Origin of the sequence: Kitasatospora sp. NPDC004669, assembly GCF_040609455.1 — a bacterium.
In the GTDB taxonomy this organism is placed as follows: domain Bacteria; phylum Actinomycetota; class Actinomycetes; order Streptomycetales; family Streptomycetaceae; genus Kitasatospora.
The window spans coordinates 42995-56579 of record NZ_JBEXKB010000009.1; the positions used below are offsets into that span (position 1 = coordinate 42995).

At 71.8% G+C, this 13585-nt stretch carries 12 protein-coding genes and 1 riboswitch; of the genes, 7 read left to right on the top strand and 5 right to left on the bottom strand.

The genetic code is table 11. The features are described 5' to 3' along the window. The first annotated feature begins 330 nt into the window (after positions 1–330). Entirely contained in the window at positions 331–2001 is a 1671-nt protein-coding gene (locus ABZW30_RS10155) for an APC family permease (protein WP_355670583.1), read from the top strand. A gap of 175 nt (positions 2002–2176) precedes the next feature. Here ABZW30_RS10155 and ABZW30_RS10160 read toward each other — a convergent pair whose 3' ends face one another. Continuing rightward, complete coding sequence (locus ABZW30_RS10160; RefSeq protein WP_355670584.1) at positions 2177–3166, bottom strand: class I SAM-dependent methyltransferase; 990 nt, start codon at positions 3164–3166, stop codon at positions 2177–2179. 445 nt (positions 3167–3611) lie between these two features. Here ABZW30_RS10160 and ABZW30_RS10165 point away from each other — a divergent pair, with 445 nt between their 5' ends. Both ABZW30_RS10165 and ABZW30_RS10170 read left to right on the top strand, forming a co-directional pair. Continuing rightward, positions 3612–4076 carry a DUF6624 domain-containing protein gene (locus ABZW30_RS10165; protein WP_355670716.1) on the top strand — a complete coding sequence of 155 codons (465 nt, stop codon included), beginning with the start codon at positions 3612–3614 and terminating at the stop codon, positions 4074–4076. A 110-nt stretch (positions 4077–4186) separates the two neighbouring features. Next, positions 4187–5614: an aldehyde dehydrogenase family protein gene (locus ABZW30_RS10170; RefSeq protein WP_355670585.1), complete on the top strand. Its 1428-nt coding sequence runs from the start codon at positions 4187–4189 to the stop codon at positions 5612–5614. Positions 5615–5665: 51 nt separating this feature from the next. Here the strand turns inward: ABZW30_RS10170 and ABZW30_RS10175 are convergent, their stop codons facing one another. Continuing rightward, entirely contained in the window at positions 5666–7132 is a 1467-nt protein-coding gene (locus tag ABZW30_RS10175) for a glycine hydroxymethyltransferase (protein ID WP_355670586.1), read from the bottom strand. Between the two features lie 20 nt (positions 7133–7152). Next, positions 7153–7267: riboswitch (ZMP/ZTP riboswitch) on the bottom strand. A gap of 248 nt (positions 7268–7515) precedes the next feature. On the opposite strand from ABZW30_RS10175, the gene ABZW30_RS10180 reads away from it, so the two are divergent. Next, positions 7516–7926, top strand: coding sequence for a cytidine deaminase (locus ABZW30_RS10180; protein ID WP_355670587.1), 411 nt, complete (start codon positions 7516–7518; stop codon positions 7924–7926). A 163-nt stretch (positions 7927–8089) separates the two neighbouring features. Then, a complete protein-coding gene (locus ABZW30_RS10185; protein ID WP_355670588.1) occupies positions 8090–8653 on the top strand; it encodes an EF-hand domain-containing protein in 564 nt (187 codons plus the stop codon). 48 nt (positions 8654–8701) lie between these two features. Here ABZW30_RS10185 and ABZW30_RS10190 read toward each other — a convergent pair whose 3' ends face one another. Together ABZW30_RS10190 and ABZW30_RS10195 are read right to left on the bottom strand one after the other, a co-directional pair. Further along, positions 8702–10024, bottom strand: a complete 1323-nt coding sequence (locus ABZW30_RS10190; RefSeq protein WP_355670589.1) for an MFS transporter — start codon at positions 10022–10024, stop codon at positions 8702–8704. 491 nt (positions 10025–10515) lie between these two features. Further along, complete coding sequence (locus tag ABZW30_RS10195) at positions 10516–11091, bottom strand: TetR family transcriptional regulator (RefSeq protein WP_355670590.1); 576 nt, start codon at positions 11089–11091, stop codon at positions 10516–10518. A 200-nt stretch (positions 11092–11291) separates the two neighbouring features. Between ABZW30_RS10195 and ABZW30_RS10200 the strand changes: the two genes are divergently transcribed. Further along, on the top strand, positions 11292–11924 hold the full coding sequence (locus ABZW30_RS10200; protein ID WP_355670591.1) for a dihydrofolate reductase family protein: 633 nt from the start codon (positions 11292–11294) through the stop codon (positions 11922–11924). On the opposite strand, the gene ABZW30_RS10205 is transcribed toward ABZW30_RS10200, so the two are convergent. After that, positions 11851–12936, bottom strand: coding sequence for an EamA family transporter (locus ABZW30_RS10205; RefSeq protein ID WP_355670592.1), 1086 nt, complete (start codon positions 12934–12936; stop codon positions 11851–11853). The genes ABZW30_RS10200 and ABZW30_RS10205 overlap by 74 nt on opposite strands. Positions 12937–13069: 133 nt before the next feature. Between ABZW30_RS10205 and ABZW30_RS10210 the strand changes: the two genes are divergently transcribed. Further along, positions 13070–13513: a gamma-glutamylcyclotransferase family protein gene (locus ABZW30_RS10210; RefSeq protein WP_355670593.1), complete on the top strand. Its 444-nt coding sequence runs from the start codon at positions 13070–13072 to the stop codon at positions 13511–13513. The last annotated feature ends 72 nt before the right edge of the window (positions 13514–13585 follow it).

Genomic DNA, 13585 nt, shown 5'->3' on the forward strand with positions numbered 1-13585 from the left:
TTTCCCGGTTCGACTTCCCCGCGGGTCCGACTTCCCCGCGGGTCCGACTTCCCCGCGGGTCCGACTTCCCCGCCGGTTGGACTTCCACCGGTTCGACTTCCCTGGTCCGATCCTTGATCCACCGCCTGCGCGGTGTGGCGTCAGCCTCTCCATGGGGTCCGCCCGTCCGGAAACCGGACACGAGATGGCAACGATCGGGCGGTTTGAGCTTCCCCTGAGGTATTCGCCCCATTTCGAACCATAGGCTGCTGGGGTTTGTCCGGAATACCGACTCAAAACCGTAAAAGCTCCGACACCACCCGATGAACCCCGAGCGAGAGGACCGATACGTTGAGTGAGCCTGAATCGTCGACGGCATCGCATCAGAACTACCGGCGATCGCTCGGCACGATCAGCCTGACTGCGGTCGGGCTGGGGTCGATCATCGGATCCGGCTGGTTGTTCGGTGCCGAGCGGGCCGCCAAGCTCGCCGGGCCCGCCTCGATCCTGGCCTGGGTGATCGGCGCCGCCGTGGCGCTGACCATCGCCCTCACCTACAGCGAGCTGGGCTCGATGTTCCCCAAGGCCGGCGGCATGGTCCGGTACGGCCAGTACTCGCACGGCTCGCTGGCCGGCTACCTGGCCGCCTGGGCCAACTGGATCGCCATCGTCTCGGTCATCCCGGGTGAGGCCACCGCCTCCGTGCAGTACATGAGCTCCTGGCACTTCGGCTGGGCCAAGGACCTGTACGACGGCAAGCAGCTCACCCTCAGCGGCGTGGCGCTCGCCAGTGTGCTGCTGATCGTGTACTTCGTCCTCAACTGGTTCGCGATCACGCTGTTCGCCAAGACCAACACCGCCATCACCGTCTTCAAGGTCGTCGTGCCGACGCTGACCGCCGGCGCGCTGCTCTTCGCGCACTTCGACAGCGCCCACTTCACCAACCCCGGCGGCTTCGCGCCGAACGGGTGGAGCGCGGTCTTCACCGCCGTCGCGGTCTCCGGCATCGTCTGGGCCTTCAACGGCTTCCAGTCGCCGCTGAACCTGGCCGGTGAGGCCCGCAACCCGGGCAAGTCGCTGCCGAAGGCCGTCATCGGCTCGATCCTGATCGCCCTGGTGATCTACGTCGCGCTGCAGATCGCGTTCCTCGGCGCCATCCCGAGCGGTGACCTGTCGAAGGGCTGGAGCGGCCTCGCGTACACCTCGCCGCTGGCCGACCTGGCGATCGCCTGGGGCCTGAACTGGCTCGCGATCCTGCTATACGCGGACGCCTTCATCTCGCCGTCCGGCACCGGCATGATCTACGCCGCCACCACCTCGCGCATGATCCACGGCGTGCAGGAGAACGGCCACCTGCCGAAGCTCTTCGGCAAGGTCGACGCCAAGACCGGCATCCCGCGTCCGGCGCTGCTGCTGAACCTCGTGGTCGCCTTCCTGTTCCTCGCGGTCTTCCGCGGCTGGGGCTCGCTGGCCGAGATCGTCTCGGTGGCCACCGTGATCTCGTACATCACCGGGCCGGTCGCCGTGATGGCGCTGCGCCGCCTCGCCCCGGACCTGAAGCGTCCGGTGAAGCTCAAGGCCATGCCGGTGATCGCGCCGGTCGCGATGGTCTTCGGCTCGCTGGTCCTGTACTGGGCCCGCTGGCCGCTCACCGGCAAGGTCATCCTGCTGATGGCCGCCGGTCTGCCGATCTGGGCCTGGTACGAGCTGCGCAAGCCGTTCGTCGAGCTGAAGCCGCACCTGCAGGCGGGCGCCTGGATGGTCGCCTACCTGTTCGTGATGGCCGGGACCTCCTGGGCCGGCAGCACCGACTTCGGCGGGCAGGGCTACCTGCCCGAGGGCTGGGACCTGCTGATCGTGGCCGCGATCGCTCTGGCCTTCTACTACTGGGGCGTCGCCAGTGCCTGGAACAACCCCTCGCTGGAGGAGGTGCGCCGGGAGCTGGCGGCCGAGGAGGCCGCGGCGCCGTCCGACGCGGTGGCTGCCGGGGCGGCCGGGGCAGCAGAGCCTTCGCGGGTCTGAGCGCGTAACCGCATCGAAGGGCCGGTCGGGTGATCCGACCGGCCCTTCGGGGTTTGTGTGGGGGTGGGGTGCGCTCGGCCGGCGGGGCTCGGCTGACAGGGTTCAGCTAGCAGAGTTCAGATGACAGACTCTGAAATCTGTCAGCTGAAATCTGTTAGCTGTCAGCTGTTCGCCGTCAGCCCCGACGAGCGCGGCGGATGGCGGAGGTGACCACCGGCGGGAGCAGGTCACGGGCGGCGCGCTTGGCGACGTTGGCCGGGCGGCGCGCCTCCGCGGCGCGGGCGCGGCGGGCGGCGAGCTCCAGGGCCGCCTCGTCCTGAGCGGCCCGGATCGCCTGGCTGGCCTCCTGCGCCGACCGCTCGGCGGCCACGGCGGACAGCCGCTCCTGGTGGCGGGAGCCGCGGAACGGCCGAATGCCCTCGGAGCTGCCGGTCATCCGCAGCACCTGCTGCCCGTTGAGGGTCTCGGTGCTCAGCTGACAGCCGACCGCGAGGTCCACCCGGTCGAGCAGCTCGCGCTGGAAGGGCTCCGGGTCCCCCCAGGTGCCGTAGAACTTGCACTCGGTGAGCATGATCGGCTTGAGGCCGTGGTTGAACACCGCCTCCCAGGTCGCGGCGGCGACGCCGGGGGTGTGTTGGGAGCGGTAGTCGTCCAGCACCACAACACCCTGCTGTTGCAGCGCGACCCGGGCCACCTGGAGGTCGCCCACCACGTGCTCGTACAGGTGCGAGGCGTCGATGTGGATGAACCGGAACGCCCCGGCCGGGATCCGTCCGCCCGCGAGGACGGAGGTCGGGGCCTGGATGATCTCCGGCAGCTCGTCGTGGAAGGACAGGTAGTTGGCCTCGAAGGCCGAGCGGGTCAGCGTCTTCCGGTAGGAGACGGCCATCTCCTCGGAGTTCTCCTCGTCGGGCGCGTCCGAGTCGAAGAGGTCACAGACAGTGAACGCCTCACCCGGCTGGAGGTGCTCGCCTATCACGATGGCGCTTCGGCCCAGGTAGGCGCCCATCTCCAGCAGGTCGCCGGTGACGCCCTTCTTCTCCTGTCGGCCCAGGAACCAGTCGAAGGAGTGCCGGTCGTGGTCCCAGAACCACCCCGGAACGTCGTCCAGCCCGGCCGGCTCGATGGGCTTCTGGGATCCGCCCCTCAATGCTGCGTCGGTCACGGGATGCTCCTTAGCGGTACGAATGACCTGCGGAAACTGAGCCACGTCTCGGCGCGGTGGCGGCCCTCTCGGCTACGGACACGCACCGGACCACCGGCCGTACGCGAGTCGACCCTCCACCGACAGTAGGCCCCACCACGGAGTTCGCTGCAATCTACAGCGGCTTTACGGGCGGTGAGGAGACTTTCCGTCGACGAGTTGTCGAAGCTGCCGTTTCGCGGCCGGAGATGAGCACGGCCGGGCAGCTGGCGCACCTCCATTGTGTCCCATCGACTGCGCTGTGTCACCGGCCCGAGGAATGATCTTCGTCTCGAATCCCACGCCTACGGTGGTGACGGGCGGCCCGAGCGGAGGGCCCGAAAGCAGGGAGCGGATCGACATGGCGGCAGCACGGCAGGATCGGATGGACATTCATGATGCGCACCTGGCAGTCGAGTTGGCCGCGATGATGACCGAGGACGGCGCCCACGCGCGCTTGGCGAACAGCTCCGACCTGGCCGAACAGGCCGCCTGGCGGCGGCTCACCACCCAGCACGGGGACCGACTGGCGGAGATCACGGCCGAGCACGGCTGGCCGACCGAGCGGACCGTCGGCGCCGACGCGGCCCGGGCGGCCTGGCTGGTCGCGCAGCATGCGGACCGTCAACTGGACGTCCAGCGCAGGGCGGTGGCGCTGATGGCGGAGGCCGTGGCGAGCGGCGCGGCGAGTGCCAGGGACCTGGCGTTCCTGCAGGACCGGCTGGCCGTCAACGAGGGGCGCGCGCAGCGCTACGGCACTCAGATCGGCGCGGTGACGGACGGCCGCCCGGTGCCGTGGCCGTGCGAGGACCCGGATCGGCTGGACGAGCGCCGTGCGGAGGTCGGGATCGAACCGTTCGACGAGTACACCGCGCGGTTCGCCCCGAGGTAACCGTCCGGCCCCCGGCCGGATCGGCTCTTGCGCGCGGCCGCCCGGCCGCCTTGACTGACCCTCGACCAGCACTGTTGGTTGAAGCGGCTGACCACCCGAGAGGACGAGCTGTGCAGGAGTACGCGGAGTATGGCGACCAGTACATCGACGGCGCCTGGCGGCCCTCCGGGGACTCCGGGTCGATCACCGTGCTGAACCCGGCGACCGAGCAGGTGCTCGCCACCGTACCGGCGGGCGGGGCGGCCGACGTCGACGCCGCGGTGGCGGCGGCCCGCCGGGCGGCCCGGGGCTGGGGTGCCACCACCCGCGAGGAGCGGACCGCGCTGCTGACCCGCCTGCGGGACGGGCTCGCCGCCGCCCAGAGGGAGATCACCTCGACCGTGGTCGCCGAGCTGGGTGCCCCGGTCGGCTTCGCCGGGGCCGTGCACGCCGGGCTGCCGCTGGCGGTGGCGACCTCCTACCTGACCCTGCTCGCCGAGCACCCCTTCGAGGAGCGGATCGGCAACTCGGTGGTGCTCGCCGAGCCGGCCGGGGTGGTCGCGGCGATCACCCCGTGGAACTACCCGCTGCACCAGATCGTCGCCAAGGTCCTCCCGGCGCTGGCGGCCGGCTGCCCGGTGGTCCTCAAGCCGGCCGAGGACACCCCGCTGGTGGCCCGGTTGTTCGCCCGGCTGGTGCACGAAGCCGGCTTCCCGGCCGGGGTGTTCAACCTGGTGACCGGTACCGGCGCGGTGGCGGGCGCGGCGCTCGCGGCCCACCCGGAGGTGGACGTGGTGTCGTTCACCGGCTCCACCGCGGTCGGCCGGCAGGTCGCCGAGACGGCCGGACGCGGACTGAAGCGGGTGGCCCTGGAGCTGGGCGGCAAGTCCGCCAACGTGGTGCTGCCGGGCGCCGACCTGGCCCGCGCGGTCAACGTCAACGTCGCCAACGTCTTCGCCAACTCGGGCCAGACCTGCAGCGCCTGGACCCGGCTGCTGGTGCACCGGGACCAGTACGAGGAGGCGGTCGCGATCGCGGCCAAGGCCGCCGAGAAGTACGTTCCGGGCGACCCGACCGACCCGCAGACCCGGATCGGCCCGCTGGTCAACGCCAAGCAGCTGGACCGGGTCCGCGGCTACCTGGACAGCGCGCTCGCCGAGGGCGCCCGGGTGGTGGTCGGCGGTCCGGAGCCGCTGCCCGAGCTGCCGGCCGGCTTCTACGTCCGCCCGACCGTGCTCGCCGACGTCACCCCGGAGATGACGGTGGCCCAGGAGGAGATCTTCGGCCCGGTGCTGTCGATCCTCCCCTACCGGGACGAGGACCACGCCGCCGAGATCGCCAACGGCACGGTCTACGGCCTGGCCGGCGGCGTCTGGGCCGCGGACATCGACACCGCCGCCGCCTTCGCCCGCCGCCTGGACACCGGCCAGGTCGACCTGAACGGCGGCCGCTTCAACCCGCTGGCCCCGTTCGGCGGCTACAAGAGCTCCGGCCTCGGCCGCGAGCTCGGCCGGCACGGGCTGGAGGAGTTCCTGCAGTACAAGTCGCTGCAGTACTAGCCGAGTTGGACCGGGGCTGCCGAACTCGTCGTCGGCAGCCCCGGGTTGGGATCAGACCAGGTCGACGCCCGGGTAGAGCGGGAAGGGCGCGAGCAGGTCGGCGGCGCGCTTGGCGATGCCGTCGCGCAGGGCCTCGTCGAGGGCGTAGTTCGCCTTGGACGGGTTGCCGTTGGCAGCGGTGGTGGGGGTGGTGGCGCGCAGCACGGTGTCGATCAGGGCGGCGATCTCGTCCATCTCGGCGGTGCCCAGGCCACGGGTGGTCAGGGCCGGGGTGCCCAGGCGCACGCCGGAGGTGTACCAGGCACCGTTCGGGTCCAGCGGGACGGAGTTGCGGTTGGTGACGATGCCCGAGTCGAGCAGCGCCGCCTCGGCCTGGCGGCCCGTCAGGCCGTAGCCGGAGACGTCGGCGAGCACCAGGTGGTTGTCGGTGCCGCCGGTGACCAGCTTGCCGCCGCGACGCAGCAGGCCCTCGGCGAGCGCCTGGGCGTTGTCGACCACGGCGCGGGCGTAGGCCCGGAACTCGGGGCGGCGGGCCTCGGCGAGGGCGACGGCCTTGGCGGCCATCACGTGCGAGAGCGGGCCTCCGAGCACCAACGGGCAGCCGCGGTCGACGTGTTCGGCCAGCTCGGCGTTGCTCAGCACCATGCCGCCGCGCGGGCCGCGCAGGGACTTGTGGGTGGTGGTGGTGACGATGTGGGCGTGCGGCACCGGGTCGTGGTCGCCGGTGAGCACCTTGCCCGCGACCAGGCCGGCGAAGTGCGCCATGTCGACCATCAGGGTCGCACCGACCTCGTCCGCGATCTCACGCATCTTGGCGAAGTTCACCAGCCTCGGGTAGGCCGAGTAGCCGGCCACCAGGATCAGCGGACGGAACTCGCGGGCGGTCTCGCGCAGCGCGTCGTAGTCGATCAGGCCGGTAACCGGGTCGGTGCCGTAGCTGCGCTGCTCGAACATCTTGCCCGAGATGTTGGGCCGGAAGCCGTGGGTGAGGTGGCCGCCGGTGTCCAGGGACATGCCCAGCATGCGCTGGTTGCCGAGCTCCTGGCGCAGCCGGGCCCAGTCCTGCTCGGTGAGGTCGTTGACGTTGCGCACCTCGGCCCGCTCCAGGGCCGGGCTCTCGACCCGCTGGGAGAGGACGGCCCAGAAGGCGGTGAGGTTGGCGTCGACGCCGGAGTGCGGCTGGACGTAGGCGTGCTCGGCGCCGAACAACTCGCGGGCGTGCTCCGCGGCGATGGCCTCGACGGTGTCGACGTTGCGGCAGCCGGCGTAGAAGCGGCGGCCGACGGTGCCCTCGGCGTACTTGTCGCTGAGCCAGTTGCCCATGGCGAGCAGGACGGCCGGGGAAGCGTAGTTCTCGCTGGCGATCAGCTTGAGCGAGGCGCGCTGGTCCTCCAGCTCCTGGCCGATGGCGGCGGCGATCCGCGGTTCGACGCCGGCCACGACGTCGAGGGCGCTGCGGAAGGCGGTGTCAGCCGCGGGGACGGCGGTGGTGTGGGGCGTCTGCTCGGGCTGGGCCATGGCGGTCTCCTGGCGGGGATGCGGGCGGCCCAGGCGCTCGGCAACTCGACGTGAGGATTCACGTCGACGTGAGGATTCACGGGACCGCTTCCCGATGGTCGATTCCATCCCTACGCGCCAGTCGCGGTCCACCGGGATCGTATCAACACCGCGGGCGGCGCAGCGGCGGGAGCGCTCGGCGGAGCCGCCGGTGCCGGCCGGACCGACCGGGACGGTGGTGACCAGCGGGATGTACGGGTCGGCGGAGTCCTCCCGGACGGCGGCCAGGTCGGTGAGGTGCCAGGGCCGCAGCCGGAACGGGCCCACACAAAGGGTTGGCACGATCAGGGGCGGGGCGGCCATGATCGAAGCGTGTCAGGTTCGATCAGGGAGGACTGGCGATTATGTCCGACATCGATCACACGGGTGTCGACCAGGAGCTCGTCGCAGCGGCCCGGAAGGTGGCCGAGCGGTACTCGAGGGGCGACAACCACACCGTCGCGGCGGCCGGGCGCAATGTCGACGGGCGGATCGTCACGGCTGTGAACGTCTACCACTTCACCGGCGGCCCGTGCGCGGAGCTGGTGCTCATCGGGGCGGCGGCCGGGCAGGGGGCGTACGACCTCACCACGGTGGTGGCGGTCGCCGACCAGGGGCGCGGGGTTGTGCCGCCGTGCGGGCGTTGCCGCCAGGTGCTGCTGGACTACTTCCCCAAGGCGGAGGTCATCGTCGAGCGGGACGGGCAGCTGCGCGCCCTGCCGGTATCGGACCTGCTGCCGGAGGCGTACATCTGGGCCGACCACCAGGACGACTGAACCGGGGCGGCGGGGCGCCGCCGTTCGCCCTTCGTCCGGCCGCGCGGGGTTCGGCTGCGCGAGGTTCGGCTGCGCGAGCGCGGCTCAAGGCATTAGCGTGCTGGCGACGTGACATCGCTTGCGCGGCCCTGGAGCTGCGGAAATCGCCACCGAAGGGGGCACATTGTCGGACGACCTGCTCATCGCGAAGATCAATCACGGCTTCGACCACCTCGATGCCGACGGGGACGGGCTGCTCACCGAGCGGGATCACGTCCTGATGGGCCACTCGGTGGCCCGCTCGCTCGGCCACCAGGAAGGCTCGGAGGCGGAGGCCGTCATCGTCCGCGCCTATCTGACGATCTGGCATGACCTGCACCTCGCCGGAAAGCCCGCCGGGACGGAGGCGATCACACGGGAGCAGTTCGTCGCCTCCACCGGCTCGCTCGCCGACGACCCGGAGGCCGCCCGGGAGATCCTCGGTGCGCTCGCCGAGGCCTTCCTCGCCGTCGCGGACGCGGACCGCAGCGGGACGGTGGACGCCGGCGAGTTCTTCGTGTTCCAGCGCGGCCACTTCGCCGGGCTCTGCCGGGACGACGCCGACGAGGCTTTCCGCCACCTCGACCTCGACGGGGACGGGACGCTGTCGGCGGCCGAGTTCATCAGCGCGATCATCGAGTTCTGGACCAGCCGCGACCCGGAGGCCCCGGGGAACTGGTGGACCGGGAAGCCGCCGTACGCGTTCTGACCCGCAGGTGCCGACCGGGCCCACCCGTCCGGTGACCGGCCCGTCCGGTCAGTCGACCGGCCCGGTCGGCATCCCGCGCAGCGCCCGGACCTCGCGCGCCAGCAGCAGCGGCAGGCAGGAGAGCAGGCCGACCGCGCCGACCAGCCAGAGCGCCGGGCGCAGCCCGAGCCACGAGCCGAGCAGACCGCCGGCCAGTGCGCCGAGCGGCAGGGTGCCCCAGATCACGAACCGGATCGAGGCGTTCATCCGGGCCTGCAGGTCGGTCGGGGTGACGGCCTGGCGCAGGCTCACCTGGCCGATGTTGTAGACGGTGACGCCGTAGGCCATCAGACCGGTCGCGACCGCCACCGTGGCCGACGCGCGTCCGGGCGCGGCGGTGGCGAGGATCAGGACGGCGAGGCCGGGGAGGGACTTCGCGGCGATCAGGACCCGTCCGAGACCGAAGCGGCGGATCAGCCGGCCGGTGGCGACGGCTCCGAGCAGGGCCCCGGCATTGCCGAGGGTGAGCGCCAGGCCGAGCGCGCCGGGTGACAGGCGCAGGTCGTGGACGGCGTACGCGGTCAGCAGGGCGCTGAGCGCTCCGCCGAGGCTGGCCAGGTTGCCGATCGCGGTGGCGACGGCGAGCGGGCGCAGGGTGCGGTGGGTGAGGACGAACCGCAGGCCTTCGGCGATCCGGGCGCGCATCCGGGCCTCTGAGGCCGCCTGGGCCTCGGGGGCTGCCTGGGGTTCGGCGTGGTCGTGCCGGACGCGGACCGGACGGACCGAGCGCAGCAGCAGCGCCGAGAGCAGGTAGCTGACCGCGTCGCCGAGCAGGATCAGCGGGGCGGCGAGCACCTGGAGCAGCAGGCCGCCGAGGCTGGGGCCGGCGAGCTCGGCGGCCGAGCGGGAGAACTCCAGGCGACTGTTGCCGTCCGCCGTCCGGCCGCGGGAGACCACGCTCGGCAGCAGGGCCTGGTCGGCGATATCGAAGAAGACGGTGAACACGCCGGTGACGAAGGCGACTGCGCACAGCAGCGGCACACTCAACGCTTCGAGGGCGTATCCGAGTGGGAGGGCGCAGATCGCCACGGCGCGGCCGAGGTCCGCGACGACCATCACCCGGCGGCGGTCCCACCGGTCGAGCAGGGCCCCGGCAGGCAGCCCGACCAGCAGGAACGGGAGGGTCTCGGCGGCGGAGACCAGGCCGAGTTGGCCGGGGGTCGCGGAGAGCATGGTGAGGGCGAGGACGGGGATCAGGAAGAGGGTGATCTGACTGCCGAACTGGCTGATCGTATGGGCCGACCAGAGGGCCTGGAACGGGCGTTGACGCCATACCGGCGGCGGTGGGGCGTCGGCGGTGCGGGTGGTTCCATCCTGCTTGGTCTCCAACACGGCGCGCCTCTCCCCCGGTTCGTACGGTTGCTTCGTGCGCGATGATCGGGATGATCGTAACTTCCGCACGGCTGGCGGCCGTTCACTTCGCGGGGGTTGGCGGGTAGCGGACGCGACATTCGGGACGACGGGTCCGCCACGCGGGCGATACATCCGGTTCGTGGTCATAGTGCGCCGCTTGTGCGCCCGCATCCGATGACGACAGGACGGCCGGCCGGTGCCGGCCGGTGCCGGCCGGTCGGAACGCGGACTGGAAGCAGAGCCCCGGCACCGACCTCCGGATGTTGCCGCGTGGCGTCGAACGGGTCGGGATCGGGCCCGACGACCCCGATCCGGTGGCCTGGGCGGCGCGTTACGGCAGCGTGGTCGCCGTCGCGTACGACACCGCGACGACCGGTCGGGCCGACGGGGCCATACCCGCCCAGCGGGGCTGCGCCGGGGGCGGGGCGTCCCGGGCGGACGGGCGGTCGGGCAAACGGCCAGGCGGCCGGTCAGGCGGCCGGGACGATCCGCTCGACGATGGTGTCGATCAGCGCGGGCAGATCGTCGGCGCCCAACACCTCGGGAAGGGTGAGGTGTTCGAGGATCAGGCCGGTCATGGCGAGGTAGAGGGCCAGGACGGTCTCTCGGCCGCCGGGCAAGCCCTCGTCCAAGTGGTAGGCGATGTTGGCCTCCAGTTGGTCCCTGATGGTGCCGGTGAGCTGGGCCCGCAGTTCGGGGCGGCGGGTGGCTTCCAGGCGCAGTTCGAGCATCGCGAGGTAGCCGGCCCGGTCGGCGGCGATGCGACGGAAGAGGTCGTGCATCAGGGCCGCGACCAGCGCGCGGTCGCGGGGGGCGCGCAGCAGCTCGGCCAGGATCACCGGGTCGGGGGTGAGCCGCTGGTGAATGTGCCGGGCGGTCTGATGGAGCAGGTGGTCCCGGTTGGCGAAGTAGTTGGAGGCCGTGCCGTTGGGGACGCCGGCCTGGACGTCGACCGCGCGGAAAGTGAGGCCGCGGGCGCCCTCGCGGGCGAGGACCTCGATGGCGGCGTCGGCGAGGGCGGTGCGGCGGGCGGGGTTCTGGACCATGGGCCGATTCTCTCTCTCCTGTGCTTTTGCGCGCCTTCAGGGGCTCAGGGGTCGGGCTCGTGCTCGGGCGATTCGGGCCGAGACTCGGGAAACCCCTGGCAACCACTACGGTCGAAGTACTATAACTGGAGTGGGAGGCGAAGCGGACCGAACCGGCCCGCGCCGCCTCCCGATCCCGTTCCTCGATCCCAAGGACATGTATGCGCAAGCTCAGCTACTTCATCGGCGCCACCATCGACGGCTTCATCGCCGCCCCGGACGGCGGCTACGACTTCTACGCCCCGTTCGTCACCGAGGACTACGCCCCGACGCTCTTCGGCGAGTACCCGGAGACCATCGCCACCCCCGGCCGCACGGCGGTCGGCATCGCGGATGCGCCCAACAAGCGGTTCGACACCGTGCTCCAGGGGCGCGGCAGCTACGACGCCGGGCTGGCCGTCGGCCTCACCAGCCCGTACGCCCACCTGCGGCAGATCGTCTTCTCCCGCACGCTGGAGTCGAGCCCCGACCCGGCGGTGGAGGTCACCGCCGAGGACCCGCTGAGCGTCGTCCGCCGGCTCAAGCAGGAGGACGGGCTCGGCATCTGGCTCTGCGGGGGCGCCGACCTGGCCGGTCAGCTGCTGCCCGAGATCGACGAGCTGATCATCAAGCAGTACCCGGTGGTGGTCGGGTCGGGCATCCCGCTGTTCCGCGCCGGCTTCGAGCCGCGCGCCTTCACGCTCACCGACAACCGGATCTTCGAGCGCGGGAACGTGATCCTCACCTACGCGCGGACGTCGCCTTCGACGGACGCGGACGCGCCGGACGCCCTGAGCGCCCAGGACGCCGGCTGACGCTCACCACCAGGCACACGCCGGCCACCACGATCGCCCCTCCCGCCAGGGTCGGGCCGGTCATCGGCTCGGCCAGGATCAGCCAGCCCAGCAGCACCGCGACCACCGGGTTCACGTACGCGTAGGTGGCGACCAGGGTCAGTGGCGCCGAGCGCAGCAGCCAGGCGTACGCGGTGAAGCCGAGCAACGAGCCGAACAGCACCAGGTAGGCGAGGGCCAGCCAGGACCGGCCGGAGACGGCCGAGAGGTCGAACCCGTGCTGCTCACCGCGCGCCAGTCCGATCAGCAGATTGCAGAAGCCGCCGGCCAGCATCTGGTACGCGCTCGCGGCGAGCACATTGCCCGGCATCGGGATCCGCTTGCTCACGAAGGAGCCGGCCGCCCAGGTCAGCGTGGCGCAGATGATCAGGATCACGCCGAGCGGCTTGACCGACCCGCCGATCGCGGGAGCGGACAGCACGCCGAGGCCGACCAGGCCGAACAGCACCCCGGCGATCTCGGCGGGCTTCGGGCGCTCACCGCCGAAGGCCGTCAGCACGACCATCCACAGCGGGACGGCGGCCACCAGCAGGGCGGCCAGGCCGGAGGGGACGGAGGTCTCGCCCAGTACCACCAGGCCGTTGCCGCCGGTCAGCAGCAGTACGCCGACCAGGGCGGCGGAGGCCAGCTGGCGCCCGCTCACCCGCAGGCCGGCCGGGCCCTGGCGGACCAGCAGGTAGCCGACCAGCAGCAAGCCGGCAGTGAGGAAGCGGGCGGCGGCGGAGAGGAAGGAGGGCATCGTCTCCACCGCGATCCGGATCGCCAGGTAGGTCGAGCCCCAGACGACGTAGACCACGCCGAGGGCCAGCCAGACGGCACCGCCGAGGCGGGTGGCGGTGCCGGAGTCGGGGGACGGGGTGTCGGGAGCGGTCGGCTCGGCGGGGGTGGCGGAGATTAGGGGGTTTACGGGGGCTACGGGGGCGGCGGGGGTGCCGGGGGTCGTTGCCGGTTGGGAGGAGGCGGGCGATGTCATGTGTGTCCCCCTTGGACGCCGCTGGCCGAACATCCGACATGACAGCGCATCGGGCACCCTCTGCGCCAGTGGGTATCACGGATCGGGCAGCAGGACGTACCGTGGGCGCTCCCGCACCGAGGAGGTCGAACCCGTGTCCGCGCCCGAGGAGGCCCTGCCGGTCGAGGAGGCCCTGCCGTTCTTCGTGTACGGCACGCTGCGCAGCGGCGGCCGCAACCATGCCGTCCACCTGGCCGGGCGCTGTGCCGAGATCCGTCCGGCAGTACTCGAGGGCGCCGCGCTGCACGCGGGCCCGGGGTTCCCGTACGCGGTGCCCGATCCGACGCCCGGACGCCGGATCGTGGGCGAGCTGATCACCGTACGGCCGGGCGCGTACGTCGGGGCGCTCGCGACGCTGGACGAGTTGGAGGAGTGCCGGGCGGACGGGACGGGGCTGTACGTACGGCGGCGGTTGGCGGTGCGGACGGCGACGGGGGAGCAGCGGGAGGCCTGGGTTTACCTCGCCGGGCCGGCCGCCGAGGCGCGGCTGCGGACGCGACCGGCGCTGATCGCCTCAGGAGACTGGGCGGACCGGTGAGGGGCGGCGGGTGTCGGCCCGCGAGCAGCGGGTGACGGGTGACGGGTGACGGGTGACGGGTGACGGGTGACG

Bases quoted from the DNA above. Each gene is read 5' to 3' on its own strand.
- ABZW30_RS10165 (WP_355670716.1), top strand. From the start codon at position 3,612: ATGATGACCGAGGACGGCGCCCACGCGCGCTTGGCGAACAGCTCCGAC.
- ABZW30_RS10175 (WP_355670586.1), bottom strand. From the start codon at position 7,132: ATGGCCCAGCCCGAGCAGACGCCCCACACCACCGCCGTCCCCGCGGCT.
- ABZW30_RS10205 (WP_355670592.1), bottom strand. From the start codon at position 12,936: ATGACATCGCCCGCCTCCTCCCAACCGGCAACGACCCCCGGCACCCCC.
- ABZW30_RS10200 (WP_355670591.1), top strand. From the start codon at position 11,292: ATGCGCAAGCTCAGCTACTTCATCGGCGCCACCATCGACGGCTTCATC.
- ABZW30_RS10180 (WP_355670587.1), top strand. From the start codon at position 7,516: ATGTCCGACATCGATCACACGGGTGTCGACCAGGAGCTCGTCGCAGCG.
- ABZW30_RS10195 (WP_355670590.1), bottom strand. From the start codon at position 11,091: ATGGTCCAGAACCCCGCCCGCCGCACCGCCCTCGCCGACGCCGCCATC.